21 protein-coding genes are annotated in these 25,377 nt (G+C 66.5%); 8 read left to right on the forward strand and 13 right to left on the reverse strand.

Annotated elements, in window-relative coordinates; translation table 11 throughout:
* Positions 1-22: 22 nt before the first annotated feature.
* From G9408_RS15455 to G9408_RS15465, 3 genes are read right to left on the reverse strand one after another with little or no spacing between them, the layout of a single operon-like run.
* Positions 23-1,120 carry an NAD(P)/FAD-dependent oxidoreductase gene (locus G9408_RS15455; protein ID WP_168454816.1) on the reverse strand — a complete coding sequence of 366 codons (1,098 nt, stop codon included), beginning with the start codon at positions 1,118-1,120 and terminating at the stop codon, positions 23-25.
* Positions 1,117-1,830, reverse strand: a complete 714-nt coding sequence (locus G9408_RS15460) for a methyltransferase domain-containing protein (RefSeq protein ID WP_235957859.1) — start codon at positions 1,828-1,830, stop codon at positions 1,117-1,119. Before G9408_RS15460 ends, G9408_RS15455 begins: the two co-directional genes overlap by 4 nt.
* Entirely contained in the window at positions 1,827-2,906 is a 1,080-nt protein-coding gene (locus G9408_RS15465) for a type III polyketide synthase (protein ID WP_168454817.1), read from the reverse strand. The genes G9408_RS15460 and G9408_RS15465 overlap by 4 nt, the downstream gene beginning before the upstream one ends.
* Before the next feature lie 86 nt (positions 2,907-2,992).
* Between G9408_RS15465 and G9408_RS15470 the strand changes: the two genes are divergently transcribed.
* On the forward strand, positions 2,993-3,505 hold the full coding sequence (locus G9408_RS15470; RefSeq protein ID WP_328804483.1) for a DUF4402 domain-containing protein: 513 nt from the start codon (positions 2,993-2,995) through the stop codon (positions 3,503-3,505).
* A 28-nt stretch (positions 3,506-3,533) separates the two neighbouring features.
* Here the strand turns inward: G9408_RS15470 and G9408_RS15475 are convergent, their stop codons facing one another.
* Both G9408_RS15475 and G9408_RS15480 read right to left on the reverse strand, forming a co-directional pair.
* Positions 3,534-4,454, reverse strand: coding sequence for a hypothetical protein (locus tag G9408_RS15475; RefSeq protein ID WP_168454818.1), 921 nt, complete (start codon positions 4,452-4,454; stop codon positions 3,534-3,536).
* Positions 4,455-4,529: 75 nt separating this feature from the next.
* On the reverse strand, positions 4,530-5,195 hold the full coding sequence (locus G9408_RS15480; protein WP_168454947.1) for a YggS family pyridoxal phosphate-dependent enzyme: 666 nt from the start codon (positions 5,193-5,195) through the stop codon (positions 4,530-4,532).
* Between the two features lie 56 nt (positions 5,196-5,251).
* On the opposite strand from G9408_RS15480, the gene G9408_RS15485 reads away from it, so the two are divergent.
* Positions 5,252-5,893 carry a thiamine phosphate synthase gene (locus tag G9408_RS15485; protein ID WP_168454819.1) on the forward strand — a complete coding sequence of 214 codons (642 nt, stop codon included), beginning with the start codon at positions 5,252-5,254 and terminating at the stop codon, positions 5,891-5,893.
* Positions 5,894-5,983: 90 nt separating this feature from the next.
* On the opposite strand, the gene G9408_RS15490 is transcribed toward G9408_RS15485, so the two are convergent.
* Positions 5,984-6,697 carry a hypothetical protein gene (locus tag G9408_RS15490; protein ID WP_168454820.1) on the reverse strand — a complete coding sequence of 238 codons (714 nt, stop codon included), beginning with the start codon at positions 6,695-6,697 and terminating at the stop codon, positions 5,984-5,986.
* 282 nt (positions 6,698-6,979) lie between these two features.
* On the opposite strand from G9408_RS15490, the gene G9408_RS15495 reads away from it, so the two are divergent.
* The 4 genes from G9408_RS15495 to holA all read left to right on the forward strand — a co-directional run bounded on the left by G9408_RS15495 (position 6,980) and on the right by holA (position 11,750).
* On the forward strand, positions 6,980-7,441 hold the full coding sequence (locus G9408_RS15495; RefSeq protein ID WP_168454821.1) for a DUF3576 domain-containing protein: 462 nt from the start codon (positions 6,980-6,982) through the stop codon (positions 7,439-7,441).
* 51 nt (positions 7,442-7,492) lie between these two features.
* Positions 7,493-10,042 (forward strand): leucine--tRNA ligase, encoded by a 2,550-nt coding sequence (leuS, locus tag G9408_RS15500; protein ID WP_168454822.1) that lies wholly within the window; start codon positions 7,493-7,495, stop codon positions 10,040-10,042.
* A gap of 133 nt (positions 10,043-10,175) precedes the next feature.
* Positions 10,176-10,712: an LPS assembly lipoprotein LptE gene (gene lptE / locus G9408_RS15505; protein ID WP_168454823.1), complete on the forward strand. Its 537-nt coding sequence runs from the start codon at positions 10,176-10,178 to the stop codon at positions 10,710-10,712.
* Between the two features lie 6 nt (positions 10,713-10,718).
* Positions 10,719-11,750 (forward strand): DNA polymerase III subunit delta, encoded by a 1,032-nt coding sequence (holA, locus tag G9408_RS15510; protein ID WP_168454824.1) that lies wholly within the window; start codon positions 10,719-10,721, stop codon positions 11,748-11,750.
* 199 nt (positions 11,751-11,949) lie between these two features.
* Here the strand turns inward: holA and G9408_RS15515 are convergent, their stop codons facing one another.
* The 5 genes from G9408_RS15515 to G9408_RS15535 all read right to left on the reverse strand — a co-directional run bounded on the left by G9408_RS15515 (position 11,950) and on the right by G9408_RS15535 (position 22,346).
* Entirely contained in the window at positions 11,950-14,757 is a 2,808-nt protein-coding gene (locus G9408_RS15515; protein ID WP_168454825.1) for a TonB-dependent receptor, read from the reverse strand.
* Between the two features lie 252 nt (positions 14,758-15,009).
* The gene (locus tag G9408_RS15520; protein ID WP_168454948.1) at positions 15,010-17,718 is read right to left on the reverse strand and encodes a TonB-dependent receptor; all 2,709 of its coding nucleotides are present in this window, start codon (positions 17,716-17,718) and stop codon (positions 15,010-15,012) included.
* A gap of 192 nt (positions 17,719-17,910) precedes the next feature.
* Positions 17,911-18,627, reverse strand: coding sequence for a ligase-associated DNA damage response endonuclease PdeM (pdeM, locus tag G9408_RS15525; RefSeq protein ID WP_168454826.1), 717 nt, complete (start codon positions 18,625-18,627; stop codon positions 17,911-17,913).
* A gap of 28 nt (positions 18,628-18,655) precedes the next feature.
* Positions 18,656-19,717: a retroviral-like aspartic protease family protein gene (locus tag G9408_RS15530; protein ID WP_168454827.1), complete on the reverse strand. Its 1,062-nt coding sequence runs from the start codon at positions 19,715-19,717 to the stop codon at positions 18,656-18,658.
* A 220-nt stretch (positions 19,718-19,937) separates the two neighbouring features.
* Positions 19,938-22,346: a ligase-associated DNA damage response DEXH box helicase gene (locus G9408_RS15535; protein ID WP_168454828.1), complete on the reverse strand. Its 2,409-nt coding sequence runs from the start codon at positions 22,344-22,346 to the stop codon at positions 19,938-19,940.
* 229 nt (positions 22,347-22,575) lie between these two features.
* Here G9408_RS15535 and G9408_RS15540 point away from each other — a divergent pair, with 229 nt between their 5' ends.
* Complete coding sequence (locus tag G9408_RS15540; protein WP_168454829.1) at positions 22,576-23,505, forward strand: glutaminase; 930 nt, start codon at positions 22,576-22,578, stop codon at positions 23,503-23,505.
* A 22-nt stretch (positions 23,506-23,527) separates the two neighbouring features.
* Here G9408_RS15540 and G9408_RS15545 read toward each other — a convergent pair whose 3' ends face one another.
* On the reverse strand, positions 23,528-24,409 hold the full coding sequence (locus tag G9408_RS15545) for a LysR substrate-binding domain-containing protein (RefSeq protein WP_168454830.1): 882 nt from the start codon (positions 24,407-24,409) through the stop codon (positions 23,528-23,530).
* 118 nt (positions 24,410-24,527) lie between these two features.
* Here G9408_RS15545 and G9408_RS15550 point away from each other — a divergent pair, with 118 nt between their 5' ends.
* Complete coding sequence (locus G9408_RS15550; RefSeq protein ID WP_168454831.1) at positions 24,528-24,833, forward strand: DUF6506 family protein; 306 nt, start codon at positions 24,528-24,530, stop codon at positions 24,831-24,833.
* A gap of 46 nt (positions 24,834-24,879) precedes the next feature.
* Here the strand turns inward: G9408_RS15550 and G9408_RS15555 are convergent, their stop codons facing one another.
* Positions 24,880-25,275, reverse strand: coding sequence for a septal ring lytic transglycosylase RlpA family protein (locus G9408_RS15555; RefSeq protein WP_168454832.1), 396 nt, complete (start codon positions 25,273-25,275; stop codon positions 24,880-24,882).
* Between the last annotated feature and the right edge of the window lie 102 nt (positions 25,276-25,377).

The raw sequence follows: 25,377 nt of genomic DNA on the forward strand, positions 1-25,377 counted from the left end.
CGATCCCGCAAGGGGGAGCTGCTCAGCCGTCGCCAATGCGCGTCGCGCGCGAGGCCGCGCGCACCAGCGAAGGAAAGGCGGTCGCGAGCGATGTCAAACCGCCCGCGGTCCGGGGGCTTTCGCCGAGCCGCCAGACGGCGCTCGCGATGGCGAAGGGCCGCCGCAGGCGCGCCGCAAGCGCTTGTTGGAACGCGGGGGCGGCATCGCTGCCGCCGCGCCGCCACGCCGCCGCCGCCGCGTCGCCGCTGGCAAGCGCCAGCCCCATGCCCTCGCCCGCGAGGCTGGGGATCACCCCCGCCTGATCACCGAGTCGGAACAGTCCGGGCGCGGTATCGGCGCTGCTCCAGCCATAGGGGACGTGGCCGATCGCATCGATCGACCGCGACCAGTCGGCGAAGGCGAGCCGCTCGCCAAGGTGCGGATGCGCGGCGCCGAGTGCCCGAAGCAGCGTGGCGGGATCGCCGCCCGCCGCGTCGAGCCGCGATTTGTGGGTGGCGAGGCATAGATTGGCGCTGCCGTCCTCCTGCCGCACCAGCCCGGCATAGCCGCGGTCGAACAGGTGCAGTTCGACCGCGTCGCCGATCAGGCGATCGAGCGTAGGGTGCGGCGGCAGCCGCAGCCGCAAGCCCATGACGGGGTCATGTTGCTGCCATGCCTCGGGTTCGCGCGCCTGCCCGCGAAAGCCATGCTTGCCCGACGCCAGGAACAGCGACGGCGCCGCAAGGGTCGCGCCGTCGCGCGTCTGCACGGTCTGGCCGTCGATCATTGTCGCATGAACGCCGCGCCGCATATCGGCCCCCGCGGCGACCGCCGCCGCCTGCAGGACGGTGTCGAGGCGGCGACGCGACACCCCCAATGCGGCTTGTGGAAGGTCCGTCTCGCTGCGGCGCGACCCGGCAAACAGCCGCACCCCCGTGACCGCCTGCCCGCCGAGCGCGGCGCGATCGATCCCCAGCGCATCGAGCCGCGCCAGCGAATGCCAGCTCAGGAAACCGCCGCACAGCGCGTCGCCGGTTTCGCGCGTCCTCTCGAGTAACTGTACGGCGGCGCCAGCGCGCGCCAGTCCGATTGCCGCGGCGGCACCCGCGGGTCCAGCGCCGATGACGATGGCGTCTGTCACCTGATCCGCTCGACGCAAAGGCGATAGGGAAAGCTACGAAAGACGCGCGCGTGCGCGGCGGTTTCGGGCAAAGCGTCAGCCAGCATCGCCTGCCATTCGGCGCGGCGAAAGCTGCGTCCGACCGACAGCTGGCCGTCGCGGCGAACGATCGGATCGACCTGCGCGAGCGCCGCGAGCAGCGGATAACCGGCAAAGGGCAGGCGTTGGCGGTGGAGGTCGTTGACCAGCCAGCCGCGCGCGCTCTGTGCGTCCATGAAGTGCAGGAATTCGGCGCGCTGGGCGGGCGTCATATGATGGGTGACGAGGCTGGAAAGGATGATGTCCCACCCCTGCCCCGCCAGATCGCGGTAATCGCCGGTGATCAGCTGGGCGCGCAGGCCCAGCCGCGCCTCGGCCACCGGGGCGCTTTTCGGGTTGAGATCGACCCCGACCAGATCGAGCGCGACCCCGCGCTTGCTCCCCCAGCGGGCGATCCGCGCCAGCATGTCGCCGCTGCCGAAACCGACATCGAGAATCCGCCACGGCCTTGTCCCGACCCCGCGCGCGGCAACGCGGTCCAGAAACCCCAGCGTAGGCCGCGCCGCCAGCGTCAGCGCGTTGATCCGCGACAGGTCGGCGAGCACCCGGGCGTAGCGCGCGGGCGCCAGCTCTACAGCGTCCATCTCCTCCTCCGCGTCGATCGGCGCGTGAAGGCTGGTGAAGGGGTTCATGCTGTGAAGCGGATCGCTTCGGCGGCAAGGCCCGGGCCGAAAGCGATCGCCAGCCCCTCGCCCGTCGCCCCGCGTGCCATCATGTCGGCGAGCACGAACAATATCGTCGCCGACGACATATTGCCAAAGCGCGCGAGCACCGCGCGGCTGTCGGCGAGCGCCGCCGCCGGGACGCCAAGCGCCGCCTCGACCGCGTCGAGTACCGAACGCCCGCCGGCATGGACCGCGAGCAGCGGCGGCGGATCCCCGGCGCCGAACAACTTGTTGCGAACTTCGGGCGCCGACAGCGCATCGCGAAGCCGCCCCGGCACTTCGCCCGACAATTGCATGGCAAAGCCGGTATCGCCGATGTCCCAGCGGATCAGGTCGGCGCTGTCCTCCAATGCCAGGCTGGCGCCCTCGCCCAATGCGAAACCGACGGGATCGGCGGACACGATTGCCGCCGCGGCGCCGTCGCTGAACTGGAGCATCGCGAGCAACGGCTCGGGCGTGTCTTCGAGTTGCAGGTGAAGGGTCGACAATTCGACGCTGACCACCAGCACGACCGATTGCGGCTCCGACCGCACGATATGCCGCGCGGTGCGCAGCGCGGTGACCCCGGCGTAGCAGCCCATGAAGCCGATCAGCACCCGCTCGACCGTCGGCGCGAGGCCGAGCTGCCGCGCGAGGATCTGGTCGATCCCTGGCGCGACAAAGCCGGTGCAACTCGCGACGACGATATGGGTGATCCGCGCCGCATCGAACGCGTCGCCCAGCGCGGCAATCGCCTCCATCGCGAGCTCGGGGGCATGGTCGGCATAGGCGTGCATCCGCGCCGACGTCGGCGGCAGCCCGGCGACGTCGTAGAAGCCGCCCGACGCGACCGGCGATCCACCGTCGGATGTGGGGGGCAGCACCGACCAGCGATGCTCGATCCCCGACCGCGCGGTCATCCGCGAAAAGACGGCGCGGACGCGCTCGTCTGCCAGCCGCGGGGTCGCCCAGTCGATAAAGGCCTGGTGGATGTCGTGGCCCGGCACCGCGGTGGCGAGCGCGTTCAGCCGGGGGGACGGCGGGGATGTGGTCATCGCGCACATGTGGCCGAAAAGCCGGAAACTAGCCAGCGATTAGCGGTGCGGCGATTTTACGCGGGATTAACCATGATCATGCTAAGCGGTCCGCTGTGAAACTGCGCCTTTTCCTTGCCTTTGCGCTGACCAGCCTCAGCGTACCCGCGACGGCGGCACAGTGCCTGCTCTGCGCGCCCGACAAGGCATCGGGCGCGGCGGCGCGCGAGGCCGAGGTGCCGCTGCGCGTCGAGGTCGAAACCCGCCTCGACATGGGCCGCATTGCGGTCGGCGCGATGGGCGGCGCGGTGACAGTCGATCCGGTCTCGGGCGCCCGCCGCCTCAGCGGCGACGTCGTCGATCTGGGTGGTTTCGCGCTGACCGGTATCGTCACGGTACGCGGCGCGCCCGGCGCCGAAGTGCGCGTCATCCTGCCGGCGAGCGTCGATCTGGAAGGCGGCCATGGCCGCACCGCGCGCGTCACCGACCTCGCCACCGACCTGTCGGCGGCCCCACGGCTCGGCCCCGACGGCCGCCTGCAATTCCGCTTCGGCGGGCGACTGCAGATCGCGGGCGCCGACGACGGCGACTATCGCGGGCGGATTCCGGTGACGGTGGAGTATCAATAGGGCGGATGCAACGTCAGAACGCGGTCGTTCATTCTGCCGCGAGTGGCGGAGAGCCAGTGATTGTTCCTACCCAAAAGAATCCATCATAATTCGGTAGCGGATCGCCGTCGGTCGGTGAGGTAACGGAGATAAAGGGGCTGCGGTTCAAGTCCGCGTTTCCCCGCATCGGATGCAGCCCGCACGTCGGCGCATCTTCGGTGAGAGACGTCTCGTCACGCGCAGCTGCCGTCGCTTTTCGGATGCAGGCCCAGCTGGTGCCAGCGGCGTACTGCATATTCAAGGCCAGGGTGTTGCCGAATCCGTTCAGACGCGCGGCCATGGGATCGAACTGGACGCCATCCCAATTAACGCGTTGTTTTCTAGCATGGAAATTACCCACGAGCACTAGGACGCGATCGTAATTTCCCCGTTCGGCTGCGTGCGCGATATTCTCGGCCTGCGCCGCTTCGTGGGGTCCTTGCCCCGCCAAATCGGCATAACGCTTTGCTTGCGCTTCATCGCGATCGCCATTGAACGCGACGACGCCGATGGGCAGGCCTCTTTCTTTCAATTCGTGCAGATCCACCAGCATCGCGAACATCGCCTGACTGGCGACGCCATCCTGACGCCCCACCCAGCCGATCTTTGCCAACGCCTTGCCGAACTGATCGCCCGGCAACTTCCATGCGGCTTGCAACGCTGTGTCGTCGGTCGCATCCTTCTCAACGGCCAAGAGAATTCGCTCGCCCTTGGTGGCCAGTGCGCAGGCCAGACTACCGACGAAGGCGGGTGCTTGCTGGGTGCCGTGCAGTTCGCCAAACACGATATAGCGCGGTTTCCGCCGTTCCGCCTCGGCCCATCCGTCAGGGACGCGGCACCCCTCCGCTTGCGGCACCGGCGCGATCGGGCTTGCGCTCACTTGTCCCGGATCGGACGCCATCAAAAGCAACAGGCCTGCCACCAGCGTCATAACTGCATCTCCATACGCAGATCATCGGCTCGAGGCATAGTCCGACGTTTGCGACGAGTGACCGGCCAAAATGACCTAGTTCCCCCGCGTTCCGAACAGCGCGGTGCCGACGCGAACATGCGTCGCGCCCAGCATCACCGCGGTTTCATAATCGCTGCTCATTCCCATCGAGCGCCCCGGCAGGCCGTGGCGCTCGGCCAGTTCGTCGAGCAGCGCAAAGTAGGGTGCGGGCTCGATGTCGGCGGGGGGGATGGCCATCAGGCCGTCGATCGTCAGCCCCGCCGTCTCGGCTTCGGCGAGTAAAGCGGGCAAGTCGGCGACCTTGCAGCCACCCTTTTGCTCCTCGTCGCCGATATTGACCTGCACGAACAGCTGCGGCTGCTTGCCCGCCTTGTCGCAGGCTTTCGCGAGTGCCTGTACCAGCGACGAGCGGTCGACCGAATGGATGGCATCGAACAGCGCGACCGCTTCGTCGGCCTTGTTCGATTGCAGCTGGCCGATCAGGTGAAGCATGATGCCGGGGGTTTCGGCGCGCAATTCGGGCCATTTCGTCGCGGCTTCCTGCACGCGGTTCTCGCCGAAATGGCGCTGGCCCGTCGCGACCAGCGGGCGGATTGCAGCGGCGTCGTGCGTTTTCGACACCGCGATCAGGCAGATGTCGGCCGCCTTGCGCTGCGCGCGCGTCGCCGCGTCGGCGATTCGGGTCCGTACGTCGCTCAGTCTGTCCGCCGCGTCGCTCATCATTCTTCCGATCCCGGCGCGTTGCGTGCGCCTGCGACGCGCCTATAGGAAGGGCGATGGTCCGACGCCACCCCCTGCCGCCGCAATGGCTGTTCAGCGACGAGCGGTTGGCGGTCGGTGTCGTGCGATTGGCGGCGTTGCTGCCGCCGGGCAGCGGGATCGTCCTGCGCCACGACAGCCTCGCTGCCGGCGCGCGCTGGTGCCTGTTGCGACGGCTGATCCGCACGGCGCGCGCGCGCGGGCTGACGATCCTGCTCGCCGGGTCGCCCGATGTGGCGCGGCGGTGCGGCGCCGACGGCGTTCACCTCCGCCAGCATGACGCGCGCCGCGCCGCGCAGGCACACCGGCTCCGCCTGATCGTAACAATGCCGGCGCATGACGCGCGCGAGGCCCGCCGCGCGCGCCGCGCAAAGGCCGACGCGGTCTTCATCTCACCGCTGCACCCGACACGCTCGCACCCTGGCGCCAAGGCGCTTGGCACAGCGGAGTGGTCGCGGCTGGCGCGGCTCGCGGGCGGCCAGCCGACCGCGCTGGGCGGAATGACGCTCACCCGTGCCCGAGCGCTGACCCGTCGGACGAGCGGCCTGAAACCCGGCTGGGCAGCGATCGATGCGTGGGAGGAAAAGGCGGCACGGCGCGGGGCAAAGGCTGCGTCACTATTTGGGTCAGAGCGAGTCGAAAATAGTGACGTTCCGTGACCCGGAGCGCAGCGCACTTAATGTGCGTGAGCACCGGAAGCGCGGAAGGTTGCTATTTGCAGGCCGCTATGGCCCGAATAGCGATGCAGCCTAGAAGCGGAAGGCGGTTCCGACATAGACCGCCTGGCTGTCGCGACGCGAGTCGGTCAGCGGTTCGACGCGGTCGTCGGCGCGGTAACGGACGCCCGCAGTAACATCGATATTCTTGGTCAGGCGGTAGCTGCTGACCACATCGACCGCCGCGGCATCGCCCGGCGCGGTGATACGATCGGTCGCGCCGCTCGGGTCGGCGGGGCGGCTGATCATCCGCGTCGCAAAACGCGATTTCTTTTCGGCCTGTTCGGGCGCCTTGGCGACCGGCAGGTTCCTGAGGTCGGTACCGCGCGGCAGCGTCGGGGTAACGAATTTTTCGAACCCGACCGACGCGCCCAGATTATAGGCGACGGGGGTGATCGCGATCGGCGCGGTGCGACCCGCGGCAATGGCCGAAGTGCGCGCGGCGCTGGATGCGTCGTCGCGCGCCCGAATCACGACGGTGATCGCGCGGTTCTTGCGGCTGTCATCGGTGAGCGCGGGCGTGAAGCTGAAGCTGCGGCGCTGTTCTGCCGACATCTTGGCATAGCGCGCGATCAGGCGGGGGTCGCCCGAAGCCGGGGTGAATTGACCGAGCAATGTTTCGGACAAGGCGGTGTCACGGATGCGTTCCGAGCGCGACATTGCGGCGAGCGCAGGCGGCAAGGCAAGCGAAACCACCGCCAAAGCGGTGAGACTGCCCTTCCAAAAATGCCGCGGTTTCCGCGTCATGACCCTGCGACTCCAACCCCAAGTGATTCACGAGATAGGCTGCCTGCGACCATTTTGCCAGTGATTCCCAGCTAATTATTATGGCCAAACCGCTTTTCGATGAAATTGTTGCGCGATCACCACAGTCGCTCGGCGAATCTGACCAGAATCTGAACCGCGCCAGCGCCGAAATTGCCGCGCTTGCGGGGCGGCGGCAAGGGCGATAGAGACGCTGGCAATATCGTTCTGCGCGGCGCGGTTCTCGCGATCCGGCCGCGCCCAAATAGATAAGGTGTTACCGGCATGTCCCAGCTTTCCGTCCTTGCTTCGCGTGGTCGCCGTCCGATCGCGTTCGCGCTGCTCGGGCTTGCCGCGCTTGGGCTTTCGGCATGCGCCAACAAGGATCGGCCGCGCGCCGACCTCGCCGCCAGCCAGGTCACGACGATTGGCGTCAACAGCTATTTGTGGCGCGCCTCGCTCGACGCGCTGTCGTTCATGCCGCTGCTCCAGGCCGATTCGTCGGGCGGCGTCATCATCACCGACTGGTACGCGAACCCGGGCAATCCCGGCGAGCGGATGAAGGTGACGGTTTCGATCCTCGACCGCGACCTGCGCGCCGACGCGCTGCGCGTTGCCGCCTCGCGCCAGGTGGCGCAGGGCGCCGCATGGGTCGACGCGCCGGTCCAGGCCGCAACCGTTCAGAAGCTTGAGGAAATCATCCTCACCCGCGCCCGCGACCTGCGCCGCAGCGCCTTCAAGGACTAATCCGGCGGCGCGGGTTCGCGCCGACAACCAGACAAACGGGGTAACCTACAAATGACCCGCGAACCGCGCTTTGGCGCCCTCGCCGCTGACGCCCGCTGGCAAAAGGCGTGGGAGGCGGCGAACAGCTTTGCCACCACCGACAGCAGCGACAGGCCCAAGGCCTATATCCTCGAGATGTTCCCCTATCCGTCGGGACGCATCCACGTCGGCCATGTCCGCAATTACACGATGGGCGACGTGCTCGCGCGGTTCAAGAAAATGACCGGGCATGACGTGCTCCACCCGATGGGCTGGGACGCGTTCGGGATGCCGGCCGAAAATGCCGCGATGGAAAAGGGCGTCCATCCGGGCGGCTGGACGCGCGACAATATTGCCGCGATGCGCGCGCAGCTGAAACGCCTCGGCCTCGCGATCGACTGGAGCCGCGAGCTCGCGACGTGCGAGCCCGATTATTACGGCCAGGAACAGGCGCTGTTCCTCGACCTCTTCGCGGCGGGGCTGGTGACGCGCAAGGAAAGCTACGTCAACTGGGATCCGGTCGACATGACCGTGCTCGCCAACGAGCAGGTCATCGATGGCCGCGGCTGGCGCTCCGGCGCGTTGGTCGAAAAGAAAAAGCTGTCGCAGTGGTTCCTGAAGATCACCGATTTTGCCGACGATCTGCTCGAAGGATTGGGCAGCCTCGACAAATGGCCCGACAAGGTGCGGCTGATGCAGGAAAACTGGATCGGCAAGTCGCAGGGGCTGGAATTCAGCTTTAAGCTGGCGGGCGGCGCGCCGGGTTTCGACGTCTTCACGACGCGCCCCGACACGTTGTTTGGTGCCAGCTTCGCGGCGATTTCGCCCGACCATCCGCTTGCCGAAAAACTCGCGAAGGATTCGCCCGAACTGGCGGCGTTCATCGCCGAATGCCGCCGTCAGGGTACCGCCGCCGAACAGCTCGACACCGCCGAGAAGATAGGCTTCGACACGGGCATTGCGGTCGAACATCCGCTCGATCCCAATTGGCATCTGCCGGTGTGGGTCGTGAACTATGTGCTGATGGACTATGGTACCGGCGCGATCTTTGGCTGTCCCGCGCACGACCAGCGCGACCTCGATTTTTCGCGTAAATATGGCCTGCCTGTTCACCGCGTGATCGCCGACGGCGACGATACAGCGCAGCATTTCACCAGTGACGAGGCCTATACCGGCCCGGGCCGCCTCGTGAACAGCCACTTCCTCGACGGCATGAGCATCGACGAGGCCAAGGCGGCGGTCATCGCGCGCGCCGAGCATGAAGGCTGGGGCAAGGGTACGACCGTGTGGCGCCTGCGCGACTGGGGCGTGTCGCGCCAGCGTTACTGGGGTACACCGATCCCGTTCATCCATTGCGACGCGTGCGGGACGGTGCCGGTCCCCAAGGGCCAGCTGCCCGTCGTCCTGCCCGAGGATGTCGATTTCTCGATCCCCGGCAATCCGCTCGACCGCCACCCGACGTGGAAGAATGTCCAATGCCCGTCGTGCGGTGGTGAAGCGGTGCGCGAAACCGATACGCTCGACACCTTTGTCGATTCGTCTTGGTATTTCCTGCGCTTTGCGAGCTCGCCGAGCGACCGGCCCTTCGACCCGGCGGTGATCCGCCGCTGGCTGCCGATCGACCAATATATCGGCGGCGTCGAACATGCGATCCTCCACCTGCTCTACGCGCGCTTCTGGACGCGCGCGCTGCACAAGATGGGGATGATCGACATCGTCGAACCCTTCGCCAGCCTGTTCACGCAGGGGATGGTGACGCACGAGACGTACAGCCGGTCGCAGGGCGAAGGCCTGCCGCCGATCTTTTTCACGCCCGACGAGGTTCGCCGCAGCGCTGACGGCGCAACGCTCGAAGCCGATGGCGCGCCGGTCGACGTCGGCCGCGTGATCAAGATGTCGAAGTCGAAGAAGAATGTCGTCGATCCCGACGCGATCCTTGACCAATACGGCGCCGACGCCACGCGCTGGTTCATGCTGTCCGACAGCCCGCCCGAACGCGACCTCCCGTGGAGCGAGGCGGGGATTGAGGGGGCGTGGCGCTTCGTTCAGCGTCTATGGCGCCTGTTCGGCGAGACCGAAAATGTCGGTGATGGCAGTGAGGACTTGGGCCTCGCGCGCAAGCTGCATCAAGCGATCGCCGGGGTCGGGGCCGACATCGAGGCGCTGGGCTTCAACAAGGCAGTCGCCAAAATCCATGCGCTGGCGAACGACATCGAAAAGGCGAAACCTTCGGCGACGCGCGCCGAGGCGTGCCTGACGCTGATCCGCCTCGTCGCGCCGATGCTGCCGCATCTGGCCGAGGAAGCCTGGGCGGCGCTGCCGGAAGGTCGGCGCACTACGACGCTGATCGCCGATGCCGCCTGGCCGACCGCCGATCCGGCGCTGCTGGTCGACGATGAGGTCACCATCGCGATCCAGATGGCGGGCAAGCTGCGCGATACGATGACGCTCGCCAAGGGGCTCGACAAGGATGCCACCGAAGCTGCCGCGCTCGCGCGCCCCCGCATCGTTGAACTGCTCGGCGGTGCGGCGCCGAAGAAGGTGATCGTGGTCCCCGACCGGCTCGTGAACATTGTTGTCTGACGGGATTTGAGGGAACGAACCGCTTCATTTCCCGTTCGTGTCGAGCGAAGTCGAGACACCCCAAGGCATGCACGACCGACGGGTGTCTCGACTTCGCTCGACACGAACGGAATAAGGGTTACTGGTGCACAAGATGCGTAACCTCCTTCTCTCATCGCTCATCGCGGCTTCACTCACCCTTGGCGGCTGCGGTCTGCGGCCGCTCTACGCGAACGGCAGCCGCGGCGCGGTGGCAACGGTGCTTGCCGATGTCGATGTCGCGCCGATCGAGGGGCATTCGGGCTGGCTCGTCCGCAACGCACTGCGCGACCGGTTGCAGGCGACGCAGGGCGGACAGGGCGCGGGCAAGCGCCTGCGGCTCGACGTGCGGCTCGAGGATTCGATCACCGGCTTTGGCGTCCGCGCCGACGATGCGGTGACGCGCGAGCGCCGGACGCTGCGCGCGCGCTATCAGCTCGTCGATGCCGCGAGCGGCGAAGTGCTGCTCGACGCGACCGCCGCACAAGATGCCGGGATCGACGTCGTGGGCAGCGAATATGCGACGATCGCCGCCGAATCGTCGGCGCTCGAACGGCTCGCTTCGGGGATTTCGGATCAGATCGTCACGCGGCTCGCGGTCTATGTCGATCGTGGCGGCGGCCGGACGGCAACCTCTGCACCGACGCCGTAATCGGCGATGAAGAGCGTCAAGCCCGCCGATCTCGAACGCCAGTCGCGCCTCGACCCCGCGCTCCGCTTCACGCTGCTGACCGGCCCCGACGAGGCGACGATGGCCGCGGTCGCCGGCCATCTGGTCGGGCTCGCGGGCAAGGATGCCGAACGGGTCGACCTGTCGGGGACGCAGCTCGCACAGGACCCCTCGTTGCTCGCCGCCGAAGCGGCGTCGATGTCGCTGTTCGCATCGGCGCGGATCATTCGGCTTGAACTCAGCGGCAGCGGCGACGACAGCCTGGCGGCGGTTGAGGCGCTGCTCGCCGCCGAGACCGCGATCAACCCGGTGATCGCGACCGGCGCGTCGGTCACCGCCAAGTCGAAACTGGTCAAGCTGGTCGAGGGCTCCGACCATGCCGTCGCGGCGATCTGTTACCAGCCCGACCGCCGCGCGCTGGTCGGCATCGCGATGAGCGCCGCCGAGGAGCAGGGATTGCGGCTCGCCAATGCCGAGGCGCAATTGCTGGTCGATCTGGTGTCGGGCGATCAGGCGCTGATGCGGCGCGAGATTGAAAAAATGGCTCTGTATCTCGACGCCGCCGCCGATCGCCAGCGCCAGGTTACCCCCGCCGACATCGCCGCGCTGGGCGCCGCGACGCATGAGGAAGACGTCAGCGAGTGCATCAATGTCGCGCTGGGCGGCAAGGTGCGCGACCTGCCCGACATGCTGGCGAAGGCTGCGGCGGTGGGCGTCGCCGAAATCCGCATCATTCGCGCGCTGGCGATCCGCGCGCTGGCGCTGGCGCGGCTGCGCGCCGAGGTCGATGCCGGGGCGCATCCCGCCACCGTCGTCGCGGCGCGCACCAGTGGTATTTTCTGGAAGGAACGCGACGCGGTGACGGCGCAGCTGCGCATCTGGGATTCGGTGCGCGTCGCCCGGTTGATGAGCCGCCTGATCGAATGCGAACGCGCGCTCAAATCATCGGGTACGCCGGGCGGGGTGCTGTTCCGCAAGCTGATGACCGACATCACGCACCAGGCGGCGCGCGCTCGGTAATAACTCAACCGGTCCTGCAAAATTCGAACCGTAGCCCTGAGCCTGTCGAAGGGCGCTTATCGGCATAAGCGCCCTTCGACAGGCTCAGGGCTACGGTGATAGTGGCCGGTGCCCAAAGGAAAGGGTCTGACGCAACAGTGCCCGGCTGCGACAGACCCTCCCTACGCCCTCCCCGAATGGGGGAGGGGGAGAGGCCGGATCAGAACTGGCCGCGCAGCGTCACGCCATAGGTGCGCGGTTCGCCAGGGAAACCGACGAACAGCTGGTTGGCGGTCCCGCTGAGCCCGCTCGATGCGGGCGCCGCGACGGCGCGGAAGGTGCCGCCGCCCTGTAACGGCATGTCGGCGCCGATCTGATAATAACGCTTGTTGAACAGATTCTGCCCCCACAGCTCGACGCCCCAGCGGCGATCGGGGCCGTAGAGGCCGATCCGCCCGTTGAAGATCGCAAAGCCGTCCTGGACCTTTTCGATGTCGAGGTCGGAACCGGTGTTGGTGTCGCTCTGCAGCCGAGTGTCGAAATAGACGAGGCCGCTCATCCCCGAACTGCCGATCGGCGGCGTCCAGCTGATCCCGGCAGTCGCGACATAGCGCGGTGCGTTCGACACCCCGCGGCCGGGCAGCTGGAACAGCACCGGCGACAGTGGCCGCCCGCCCGTGCCCACCAGGTTGCGGCGATAGAGGGTGTCGACATAGGTCAGCCCCATGTTCACCGACAGATAACGCGCGGGGCGAATGAACGCCTCGATCTCGACCCCTTTCGACCGCACCCCGGGTTTCAGCCGGTTGGCGGCGCAGGCCCCGGTGGTCGCCGATCCGTCGGCGTCGGCGCCGCCCAGATCATCCTTGCACGCCTGGATATTGGTGACCTCGAAATTCACGCCGTTGAAGGTGTTGAGCTGGTAATTGCTATATTCCTGAAAGAAGGCCGCGACGTTGAGGTCAAAGCCCGGCCCGTCAAATTTGACCCCGATTTCATAGGCGTCGACCTTTTCGCTGGCGAACTGCAGGTCGCTCGCTTCGGGGCGTCCGTTGCCGCTGGTGTTGGCGGGCAGCGCCAGCCGCGCCGCGCAGGCGGTGTCGAACGTGACGTTACAGGTACGGTCGAGCGCCGAAAAGTCGAGGTTGAACCCGCCCGCCTTATACCCTTTGGACACCGAGCCATAGACAAGCAGCTCGGGGGTCGGTTTCCAGCTGAGCACCGCGGTGCCGGTCCATTCATTATCCTTGAACTTCGTTCCCGCGGTGCCGCGCGGTAGATCGGGCGCGGTGCCGTTGATCACGCAGGGCAGGGTCGCGAGCGACTGGAACGGCGAATTGACCACCAGCGGACAGATGCCGTTGTTGAAATTGGCGTCGGCGTCCAGCGTCTTGCGTTCGCTGGTGTAACGCGCGCCGATCGTCAGCGTCAGCATATCTTCGACGATGTCGAAGCTGTTGTGGGTGAAGACCGCAAAGTTGCGGCTTTTCTGGGCAAAGGTCGATCCCTGGTTGCCGGTGCCGTTGATCGCCAGCGTCGGCTGGCCGAGCGCGGCGGCGAGCGATCCGAAGCCGGGGCGCGCCGGGTTGGCGATCAGCGCCGACAGCAGCGGGATCGACGCGCGGCGCGGGTCGCCGACCGGCAGCGCCGACAGCGCGGTGATCGTCCCCTGCACCACCGGCACATTCACGCATTGCGGATTGGTCGGCAGCACCGCGGTCGGCAGCGCGCTGGCGAACAGCAGGCAGTTGGCGAACTGTTCGTAGTTGTTGCCGTAAACAATGTCGTCATCGACATCGAGTTTCTCGTTGGCGTAATAGCCGCCGACCAGCCAGTCGAGCCGCCCGTCGAACGCCTCGCCCTGCAACCGCAGTTCCTGCGTGAACAGGCGGAAACGGCGGTCGAGGTCGGTGCGGCGCAGGATGTCGAGGGCGCTGAAATCGGCGTCCTGGCCCTGCGCATTCTTGTAATCGCGATAGGCGGTGATCGAGGTCAGCGATGCGCCGCCCAGATCCCAGCTGAGCTCGCCCGACAGCCCCCAATCCTTCGTATCCGAACGATAGGTCACGCCGGGGGTCGTCGCCTGGGTCCGGATGAAGCTGGTACCGGTGGGCGGCACCTGATGGTTGGCGCCCAGCGCCTGCAGCACCGGCAGCAGTGTGTTCGCCGATGCGACGGGGAAACCGTCGGCGCCGCGCGTCAGGTTGCGCACCGGATTAAGCAGCACGCCGCCGCAGCAATTCTCGCTGCGCTCGCTATAATCGGCAATCAGGCGCAGCTTCACCGTTTCGCTGGGCTCAAGCAGCAACTGGCCGCGCGCCAGCCAGCGGTCGCGGTCGTTGATGTCGGGCTCGCCCGCGGTCGCATTGTCGATAAAGCCGTCGCGGCGTTGCCATACCCCGTCGACGCGCACCGCGGCCTTTTCGCCCAGCGGCGCATTGACCATGCCGTCGACGCGCCAATAGTCGTAATTGCCGAAACTGACCGACCCCTTGGCACCGAACGCCCCAAGGTCCGGTCCCTTGGTGACGATGTTGATCAGCCCCGCGGTCGAGTTGCGCCCGAACAAGGTCCCCTGCGGACCGCGCAGCACTTCGACGCGTTCGATGTCGCCGAGTTCGGACAGGCCGACCCCGGTGCGGCTGCGATAGACGCCGTCGATGAACAGCCCGACCGAGCTTTCGAGGCCGGGGTTTTCACCCACCGTGCCGATGCCGCGGATGCGCGCCGAGAAATTGACCTCGCTGGTCGCCCCCGACACCAGCAGCGACGGCGCCACCTGACCCAGCGCGCGGACGTCGGTTGCGCCGGTCTTTTCCAGCGTCTCGCCGGTCACTGCGGACACGGCGATCGGCACGTCGGACAGCGCCTCGCTGCGCCGGGTGGCGGTGACGATGATCGTCTCGTCGCTCGTTTCGGCCCCGGCGTCCTGCGCCGTGGCGGGCGTCGCCAGCAGGGCAAATGACAGCGACACGCCGACCGCGCTGGCGCGCAGCAAACCGGCGGTCCGGCTGGAAATATTGGTCATGGATCTGGCCCTCCTCAATCGGTCAAATTTTGCGGGAGAGCGGCACGATTTCTTATTTGCAGCAGAACCTATCATGACATCGCGGTGGCTGGCCAGTACCAGCCCGCGCCGTAACGTCATTGCGCGCCGAGCGCGGCTTTTCGGTCACAGCTGTCAGAGGTAACAGCTTGACGGGTGCGGCGGCGTTTCGGGGCAAAAAAAGAGGGCGGGACCGATGGTCCCGCCCTCGCTCTCGTCAGGTGCGATGTGCGGTCAGAACTTGCCGCGCAGCGTCACGCCATAGGTCCGCGGTTCGGCCAGGAACTGCGAGAAGATCTGGCGGCCGCCCGGATATTGCGGGTCGACGAACGGCGCCGCCGTCGTCCCCGCCTGGAACGGCGAGTTGAAGGCGACCTGGGCGTAGTTTTTGTTGAAGATATTCTGCGCCCACAATTCGACGCCCCACTTCTCGTCGGGGCCGCGCAGGCCAAGGCGCGCGTTGAACAGCGCATAGCCATCCTGCGCCTTTTGCGGGAACAGGTCGGACCCGGTGTTATAATCACTGGTCATGCGGCCATCGATATAGACCAGGCCGGTCAGCCCACTGCTGCCGATTTCGGGCGTCCAGGTCACGCTGCCGGTCGCGACCAGTTCGGGCGCGTTCGACAGATTGTTGCCGGGCAGCTTGCGCAGCGCCGAATCGAGCGGCGTGCCATTTTTGGTGCCGACCAGGTCGCTCCGATATTTGGTGCGTGCATAGGTCAGGCCTGCCGCGACGCGGAAGTTGCGCGCCGGGACCAGCTGCGCCTCCAGCTCGAACCCCTGCGTGCGGACGCCGTAGGTGACATCGTCGGTCGCACAGGTGCCGGTGGCGTTGCTGAGGTCGGTATCGGCGCCGGGACCACCGACCAGATTGTCACAGCCGTTGATCGTCTGAACCAGGAACACGGTGCCGTTGAAGGTGTTCAGCTGGAAATTGCTGAAATCCGACCGGAAGGCCGACAGGCTCAAGCTGAACGGGCCGGTCGAATATTTGGCACCGATTTCATAGCTGTCGACCAGTTCGGGATCGAACTGGAGATTGCCGACCAGCGCCTGTGCGCCGCCGACCGAGGCGAAGGAAACGACCGGCGGCTTCAGCGCCGAGCGGTCAAGGTTGAAGCCGCCCGCCTTATAACCGCGCGCAAAGCTGCCATAGACGAGCAGATCGTCGGTCGGCTTGTACGACAGGATCGCCGTGCCGGTCCATTCGTCCTCGCTACGGTCGTCGTTGATCGACACGCCGTTAAGTTCTGCGGTCGAATTGCCTTGGCAGGCCAGCCCGATCAGCCCTTGCGACACGGCCGCCAGCGCTGCAACGCCCGTGAAGCCGCCGACAAGCCCTTGTACCGTGGTACAGCCGGTGTTGTCGTTGCCGAAGGTGGCGTTGAACTTCTTCTTGTCGTTGGTGTAGCGCAGCCCCAGCGTCAGATCGAGGCGATCGGTGATGTGCACGATATTATGCGTGAACAACGCCCAGTTGTTGCCTTCCTGGAAATAACGATCGTTGGTCGTGCCGCGGTCGTTGATGCTGTCGAGGACGTCGAACGCGGCGTAGATCGCCGGCGACGCCGCGCCAAAGGCTGCCGGACGCGCGGCGAGACAGCCGGGCGACGTTGGCGAATAGAGCCCGGCAAGACCGCCGCCCGAAATGATGCGGCAAGTGGCGAAGCGCCCGTACTGGCTCCCAAAACGCAGATTGTCGCGCACCGTCAGCTTTTCGTTGGCGTAAAAGCCGCCGACCAGCCAGTCGAGCGTTCCGTCGAACGCCTCGCCCTGCAGGCGCAATTCCTGCGTAAAGGTGTGGAACTGGCGATAGGCGTCATCGCTCGGGGCGCGATAGAGAATATCGACCGCGCCATAGTCGGTGTCCGACGCCTGGCTCGAACGATATTCGCGGTACGCGGTGATCGATGTCAGCGTCGCGCCGCCGAAATCATAGTCGATCTGGCCGGAGAAACCGTAATCCTTGGTCTGGCCCTCGAAGCTGCGCCCCGGGCTGACCGAGATCGCGCGGCCATAGCCCTGATTGAACGCCGACAGCGGCTGCCCCAGGTCGCGCAGCACATTGATGATGTTGTTGCCGTTGGTCTGCAGCGGCGTCAGCGGCGTCGACGGGTTGTTGAGGTCGCCGATATACGGGTTCACGCTGTTGTCGACATAGGTCGCGGCGCAGCATTTTTCGTCGCGATAGGTGTAATCGGCGATCAGCCGGATCGACAGTGCGTCGGTCGGTTCGAACAGGATCTGGCCGCGCAGGAAATAACGGTCGCGGTCGTTGACGTCGGTGCTGTTCGTCGTGTCGCGATAGAAACCGTCGCGCTGGACATAGACGCCGTCGAGGCGCGCTGCGATCGTTTCGCTGAGCGGGCCGGTGACGCTGCCGGTAAAGCGGAGGAAGTCATAATTACCATAGGTGATTTCGCCGTTGGCGCCGAAATCAAACTCGGGCTTTTTCGAATAGATGCTGATCAGGCCTGCCGACGAGTTGCGGCCGCCCAGCGTGCCCTGCGGCCCGCGCTGCACTTCGACGCGGTCGATTTCGCCCAGTTCGTTGAGGCCGATCCCCGAACGCGAGCGGTAAACGCCGTCGATGAACACGGGAACCGAGCTTTCGAGCCCGGGGTTGTCGCCGACGGTGCCGATGCCGCGAATACGCGCCGAACCATTGGCTTCCGACCCGGTCGACGAGACGAGCAGCGACGGGGCGACCTGGTTCAGCTGGCGAATGTCGTTGGCGCCGCTGTTCTGCAGCGTTTCGGCGTTCACCGCCGAAATCGCGACCGGCACGTCGGACAACAGCTGCGAGCGGCCCTGCGCGGTCACGATGATCGGCGTGTCGTCGCTGTCATCGACGGTTTCGGCGGCGGGGGCGTCCTGCGCAAAGGCCGGCGCGGCGACGACGGCCATGGCGATCGACACACCCAGCGCCGTGGTGCGCATAAATCGGGCAGCACAAAGGGAAGATGATTTCATGTCGGGCACTCCTCTCAACATTTCATTATTTTTGTTGCCGCGGGAACATAACTCAATTGCGTGTTCGATCCAGCGAAACGCCCGCATTTGCGTCGTTTTTGGCAGGGTGATGCTTTTTGGCCACAGCCAAAAAAGCGCCCGTTCGGTGATGTTTAGCGGCTAGTTTGCGCGTCGGATGCGGCTTGCCGTAGCGTCATCGCGCGTGCGGCCAGCGCAGGGGAAGCAAAGTTGGCGGTCCCCCGCCACCAGCATCGCGCGATAGGGTCCGACAAAATTTTCGGCGATCACCGGGTCGGTGACGGCGAGTCCGCCGGTCAGGGTGCCGAAGGCGGGCAGAATCAGGCGCCGGTCGTCGCCCGCGAAGCAGGGGCGCGACACATGGCGGCCACGGACGGTCAGCCGCAGCTTGGGGTGGAAATGCCCCGACACTTCGGGACGGGTGTCATGGGCTGCGCTCTGGTGCCGAAACACGATACCGTCGGCGACATGCTCGTCGGCGATCTCGCCGCCCCACGCGCCGCCGGTCAGCCCGTCATGGTTGCCCGCGATCCACAGGAGCTGCGTCGCGCTCGCCCGTTCACGCAGGCGCGCGGCGATTGCCGGGACGATGCGCGTGGCGGCATCGCGGTCGTGGAAGCTGTCGCCGAGGCACCAGATCGCGCGCGCGCCGGTTGCGCCCGCGAGCCGCGCCAGCCGGTCGAGCGTATCGTGGCTGTCATAGGGGGGCAGCGGCTGGCCCAGCGCCGCATACCAGCTGCCCTTTTCCAGGTGCAGGTCGGCGACGATCAACGCGCCGTGGCGCGGCCAGAACAGCGCGCGATCGGCCAGCATCTGAAAGGATTGACCGGCAAAGGAAAAGGGCGCGGCGGCGGACATCGCGCCGCTATGGCAAAGCGATCCGGGTCTAGCTACCCCGCGCGGGCATATTCGCGGCAAAGCGTTGTCCGGTTTGCCGGGTCGCCCCGTCGGGCAGGTCGAACACGACACGCCGGTTCGGGAAATCGATCTCGACCCGGTCGAACAGCGACAGGCTGTCCATGCCGAGCAGCAGCGCGGGCCGGTCGTGGAGGCCGAGGACGCGGAACGCCTGGCTGTCGGCAAAGCTGACGGGCAGGTCGTTGACGTCCATGCCGTTGATGACGATGCGCTTGATCGCGGTGCGCACCGCGGGGACGTCCTCACCTGTCACCGCGGTGAGCTCGGTCGCGTCAAAGGGCAGGCGGTTGGCGCGCCGTTCGGCGACGAGCCTCTGCAGCGCCATGTTGCCGACGCTGGTCTGCGCGCCGGTGTCGACGATCACGTCGATGCGTTTGCCGTGCAGCCGCGCGTCGGACAGGATCAGGCGCCCCGCCGAATTGCGCGCGGTGACAACGATCGCGTCATCATCCTTGATCAGCGACGGGGCGCGGCGGCGCGTTTCCAGAATCTGCATCGATTCCTTGCGGAAATCGATCAGCACCCGGCGTTCCTCCAGCATGTCGACGCCGATCAGGCCCGCGGCGCCGATATGGCGACCGTGAAAGGCGGGCGCCTCGACCGATGCCAGATGCAGGTTCGACATTTGCAGCGCCGCGATGCGGAAACTGGGGACGGTCGCCGACCCGCCGATCGTCGCGAGCCGCAATTTGCCGCCCTCGGCAAGCCCGAGCCGCGCGGCGAGTTCGCGCGCGATGACCGTGCGCTCGGCGCCGGTATCGACCAGAAAGGCGAACGGGCCTTTGCCGCCAACCATGACCTGAACCGACATCCGCCGCGTCGCGTCAAGGTCGAACGGTTGGATGAAGGGGACGATTTCGCTTGTAGTGGCCGGTTCGATCAGCGCGTCGACCGCGTCGGCGGCGGTCGGCGGCGGGGTCGGGGCCGTGATGGCGGGCGGCGCGGCGGGGGGTGTTTGGCTGGCGCCGATCAGCACCGGCGCGGCGAGTATTGCCGTCCAGAACATCGACCGCCTGAATAGGTGGGTCATCGCGGGCATCCTCTATATATTTTGCCGCAATCTACGCCTCATCCGGGCTGGCAGCAAGCGAAACGCCGAGGTGACATCTTATCCTCCCTGTCGCGCAGCGATGGGGAGGGGGACCGCCGCCGCAGGCGGTGGTGGAGGGGCAACGAGGGCAGTGCAAAGCCCCTCCGTCAGCGGCCACGCCGCTGCCACCTCCCCATGGCTCCGCCACAGGGAGGAGCGATCAATCCGACCCCATCGCCTGATCCGCGAGCGTGTCGGCGAGCTCGCCGAGGAGCGCATCGTCGACGTCGGCGCCCGCGACGCTTTCGCGGCCGATCAACACCAGCACCGGGATCGCCAGCGGACTGATCCGCTCCAGCCTCTGGTGCAGCATCGTTCCCGCGGCGCGGTCGAGCAGGTCGCCAAGCCGTGCGACGTCGGTCAGCCGCTCGCGCGCGTCGGCCCATGCGGCCTCGAGCAGCAGATGGTCGGGTTCATATTTGCGCAGCACATCAAAGATCAGGTCGGTCGAAAAGGTCACCTGCTTGCCGGTCTTGCGCTTGCCGGGATGCTGGCGCTCAATCAGCCCGCCGATCACCGCGACCTCGCGGAATGCCCGCTTGAGCAGGTGCGATCCCTCGACCCACTGGGCAAATTCATCCTCGAGGATCGCGGGGTCGAACAGCGCCGCCGGATCGGCGACCGGGTGCAGCGACCAGATCGCCAGCGCATAATCGGAGGCGACGAAGCCCAGCGGCTGCAGCCCGGCGCGCTCCATCCGCTTGGTGATCAGCATGCCCAGCGACTGGTGGGCGTTCCACCCTTCGAAGGGATAGGCGACCAGATAATGATTGCCCTCGTGCGGGAAGGTCTCGACGAGCAACTCGCCGGGTTGCGGAAGGACCGATCGCAGCGCCTGCATCTCCAGCCAGAAGCGCACATCGGCGGGGAAACGCTGCCAGCTCGCCGGGTCGGCGAGGAACCCGCGCACGCGGTCGGCGAGCCGCGTCGTCAGCGCCATGCGCGCGCCGACATAGGAAGGGATGCGCGCCGGTTTGCTCGTCGCACGGACAAGAATGTCGGTGTCGCGGATGCCCTCGACCTCAAGGCTGAGGCCGGCAAAGGCGAAAGTGTCGCCCGGCGACAGCGTGCTCGCGAAATATTCCTCGACCGTGCCGAGCCGCCGTCCGTTCCTGAACCGCACGTCGAGCGTCGGGGCATCGACGATGATCCCGGCGTTGAGCCGGTGCTGCGCCGCGAGCCGCGGATGCGCGATCCGCCAGCCACCCTGTCCGTCGGGGGCAAGGCGGCGGAAGCGGTCGTAGCTTTTGAGCGCATAGCCGCCATCGCGCACGAATCCGAGCAGGCGAGCGAACAGCGCGGCGTCGACCCATTGATAGGACGCGGCGCTGCGAATTTCGGCGAGCAGCGCATCCTCCCTAAACGGCGCGGCGCAGGCGAGCGCCATCACATGCTGCGCGAGCACGTCGAGAGCGCCGGGGCGAAAGCGGTCGGCGTCGCGTTCGCCCGCCTCGACTGCATCGAGCGCCGCCTGCGCTTCCAAATATTCGAAACGGTTGCCGGGGACGATCAGCGCCTTGCTCGGCTCGTCGAGCCGGTGGTTCGCGCGCCCGATACGCTGGAGCAGCCGCGACGACCCCTTGGGCGCCCCCATCTGGATCACGCAATCGACGTCGCCCCAGTCGAGCCCGAGGTCGAGGCTGGAGGTTGCCACCAGCGCGCGCAGCCGCCCCTCGGCCATTGCCGCCTCGGCGCGCTGGCGCGCTTCGCGGTCGAGGCTGCCGTGATGGATCGCGATGGGGAGGCCGAGGTCGTTGACCTTCCACAGCTCCTGAAAGATCAGCTCGGCCAGCCCGCGCGTGTTGCAGAAGATGATCGTCGTGCGGTTCTTCGCGACCTCTTCCATCACCTGATGCACCGCATAGCGCCCCGAATGCCCCGACCAGGGCACCGCACCCTCGGGCAGCAGGATCGAAATGTCGGGATCGGCCCCCGCCTCGCCGGTGACGATGGTGACGCTTTCGTCCGCCGCCTCGGGCGCCAGCCATTCGGCATATTGCGGCGGATCGGCAATTGTTGCCGACAGCCCGACGCGGCGCATCGCGGGGGCGATCTGCTGCAACCGCGACAGCGAAAGGCTCAGCAAATCGCCGCGCTTGCCCGGCGCAAAGGCGTGGATCTCGTCGATCACCACCGTCTTCAGGTCGGCAAACATCGCGAAGCTGTCGGGATAGGAGAGCAGAAGCGACAGCGATTCGGGAGTGGTGAGCAATATGTTCGGCGGCCGGCTGCGCTGCCGCGCCTTCTTGTCCGAACTGGTGTCGCCGCTGCGGCTCTCGACGCTGATGTCGAGCCCCATCTCGGCGATCGGACCGAGCAGATTGCGTTCGACGTCGGCGGCCAGCGCCTTGAGCGGCGACACATAGAGCGTGTGCAGCCGGTCGGAGGGATGCGCCGCGAGATCGACGAGGGTCGGCAGGAATCCCGCGAGAGTCTTCCCCGCCCCCGTCGCCGCGACCAGCAACGCATGCTCGCCCCGCTCCGCCGCGCCGAGCATATCCACCTGATGCCGCCGCAGCCGCCACCCGCGCGCGGCGAACCAGTCGGTGAAAGGAGCGGGGAGGGCCATGGACAGGATGTGGCGTGCCTGAGGGTGAGGGGCAAGCTTTCTCGCCTCCGGCTCACGGACCCTCTCTTTCGTCGTCACCCCGGACTTGAACGGTGATTGTCCCATTGGAACAACTATATGTTCCCCGGCTTTCGCCGGGGAGCAGCCGCTTGCTTGGCGCAAGTGGACAACGATGACGAAGGGGTTCAAATGGCTTCATTCCATCGCGCTCCTGCGGTACCCACCGTGCATGACCGAAAACCTCCGCCAGCATATCGACGAAGCCATGCAATTGGCGACCGCACAGCTCGGCAAGGGCCGTGTCGCTGACTATATTCCGGCGCTGGCCAAGGTCGATCCGAACAAGCTCGGCTTCGCGCTCGCGCTCCCCGACGGCAGCGTCCTCACCTCGGGCGACGCCGACGAAGCCTTCTCTATCCAGTCGGTGTCGAAGGTCTTCACGCTCGCGCTCGCGCTGCGCCGCGTCGGTAGCTCGCTATGGGACAGCGTCGGGCGCGAGCCGTCGGGCAGCGCCTTCAACTCGATCGTCCAGCTCGAAAATGAATCGGGCATCCCGCGCAACCCGCTGATCAACGCAGGGGCGATCGCCACGACCGATCGGCTGATCGACGGGCGGGACGGCGACACGGTGGCCGAAGAGATTGTCGAATTCATGCGCGCCCGCGCCGGCGATGACAGGGTCGAAATCGATTTCGACGTCGCTTTTTCCGAATCTGAAACCGGCGCGCGCAATCGCAGCTTGGCGCATTTCATGGACGCCTTCGGTAATCTGAAGCATCCGGTCGAAACCGTCGTCGGCGTCTATTTCCGCCAATGCGCGATTGCGATGTCGTGCCGCCAGCTCGCCCGCGCGGGACTGTTCCTCGCAATGGAGGGCCGCGACCCGCTGACCGGCGAGCAATTGATCGAGCCGCACCGCGCGCGACGCATCAACGCGATCATGATGCTCTGCGGACATTATGACAATTCGGGCGAATTCGCCTTTCGCGTCGGCCTGCCGGGCAAGAGCGGCGTTGGCGGCGGCATCCTCTGCATCGCGCCGGGGCAGGGGTCGATCGCCGTCTGGTCGCCGGGGCTCAACGAGGCGGGAACCTCGCTGGCGGGCGCCGCGGCGCTCGAACATTTCGCCTATGCGGCGGGGTGGTCGGTGTTCGATTGATCGCGCCCGATCGCGGCGCGGCTCATTCGGCGCCGACGTCGAGCCCGAAAAATCGGGCTGCGATCGGTGTACACGGCTCGCCGCACAGCAGGTGGATCGCCATCGTCCAGTCGAACCCGGGCGGCAGGTCGACCAGCGCCACTCCCGCCGGTTTGATGCGTTTCAGGCTGGCCTGCACGATCGCAAAGCCCAGCCCGGCATCGACCATTTCCAGCGCCGCAAGCGGGTCGGCGGCTTCATAGCGGACATCGGGGTCGAACCCTGCCGCCGCGCAGGCCGCGAAAAATTCGTCTTTGTGGCCAGCCGCAGCGGTGCCGGGCAAGGCGATGAACCGCGCCCCGCGCAGGTCGCGCGCGGTGGGTGCGGCGCGACCATATCGGTGCGCGGGTACGGCAAGTTTGAAGGACTCGCGGCAAATCGCCCGAGACGACACCCCGGCACCCAAAGCGGGGCGCGCGTGGGCAAAGCCGATATCGATCTCGCCCGAGCGAAGCTGACACTCCTGTTCGGCGGATCGCAGTTTTTTGAGCATGATGTCGACGTCGGGTGCCACCATGCGGAACGCCCGCAGCCAGCGGGTCACGACCCCGGCATGGATGGCGCCCGGGACATAACCGATGACCAGCGCCCCCGCCGACCCCATCGCGATCGCGCGCGCCTGCTGTTCGACCCGCTCGCCATGCGCCAGCAAGGATCGGGCCTCGGCCAGAAACTGCCGCCCCGCAGCGGTCAGGCGAAGGCGCTTTTTCGCACGGTGGAACAGCGCGAGGCCCAGATCCGCCTCCAGGCTCTGGATCTGCCGACTGAGCGGCGATTGGGTCAGGTGCAGCCTTTCCGCAGCGCGTCCGACATTCTCTTCTTCGGCCACCGCGACAAAATAGCGCAGCCTTTGCAGATCGAGCATCAGTCCTGTTCCGTCTCAACTTGGTCAAAAATGACATTGGACGCGACTATAGTCGCGCGCCATTCGGGTGTCGATTGGGGACCAGCCCTTGGCCCCGCGGATGGACAGGACAAAGACCATGGCACTGACAAAATTCGGTTTCATCGTGACGGGCGGCGGTCTCGATCCCGCCAGGCATCGCGTGGTGATGCAATCGGATCGGTTCGAAATGATCGCCATCGGGATCGGCGATCCCGCCGCGGGACCGGCCGCGGCGCGCGCGCTCGTCGATGAAGGGATCGAATTGCTCGAACTATGCGGCGGATTTGGTCCCATCTGGACCGCGCGGGTGATCGAGGCGATTGGCGGAAAAATTGCCGTCGGATCGGTCGGCTATGGCCCCGAAGCGATCGCGCCGATGCACCGGCTTTTCGGCGACGGATAGACGGCAGGTCGGGATGGCAGGCGCAGCGTCGCGGCGTGCGGGTCGCTCAGTCGTCGAGCAGCGCCAGCTTCACCCGCGCGGTGCCGCTGCGGTGCATGCCGATCTCGCGCGCCGCGGCGTGGCTGACGTCGATCACCCGGCCGTGCGAAAAGGGTCCGCGGTCGTTGATGCGGACGATTACGCTGTCGCCGTTCGCGACGTTGGTGACGCGCACCCGGCTACCAAAGGGCAGCGAGCGATGCGCTGCGGTCAGGTGGCTGGGGTTGAAGCGCTCACCGCTCGCAGTGCGGTTACCGGCGAGTTCCTTGCCGTAATAGCTCGCCATTCCGCCACCGATTTCGGTTTCTTCATCGGCGGGCTGGACGATCTCGACGATCGGATTGTCGGTGATTTCGGCCTCCTGCGCTGCGGCCGAAGCCGTGAGCAGAAGCGGAAGCAGCATGGCTGAAAAGGCCCGCAAGACATCATCCCCTTGTCAGAGGAGGCGCCAAAAGCAGCGGCGGCCTGCCAAAACAAGCCGCCGCGCGTTAAACGGAATAATATT

It is taken from the genome of Sphingopyxis microcysteis (assembly GCF_012274265.1).
Taxonomy (GTDB): Bacteria; Pseudomonadota; Alphaproteobacteria; order Sphingomonadales; family Sphingomonadaceae; genus Sphingopyxis; species Sphingopyxis microcysteis.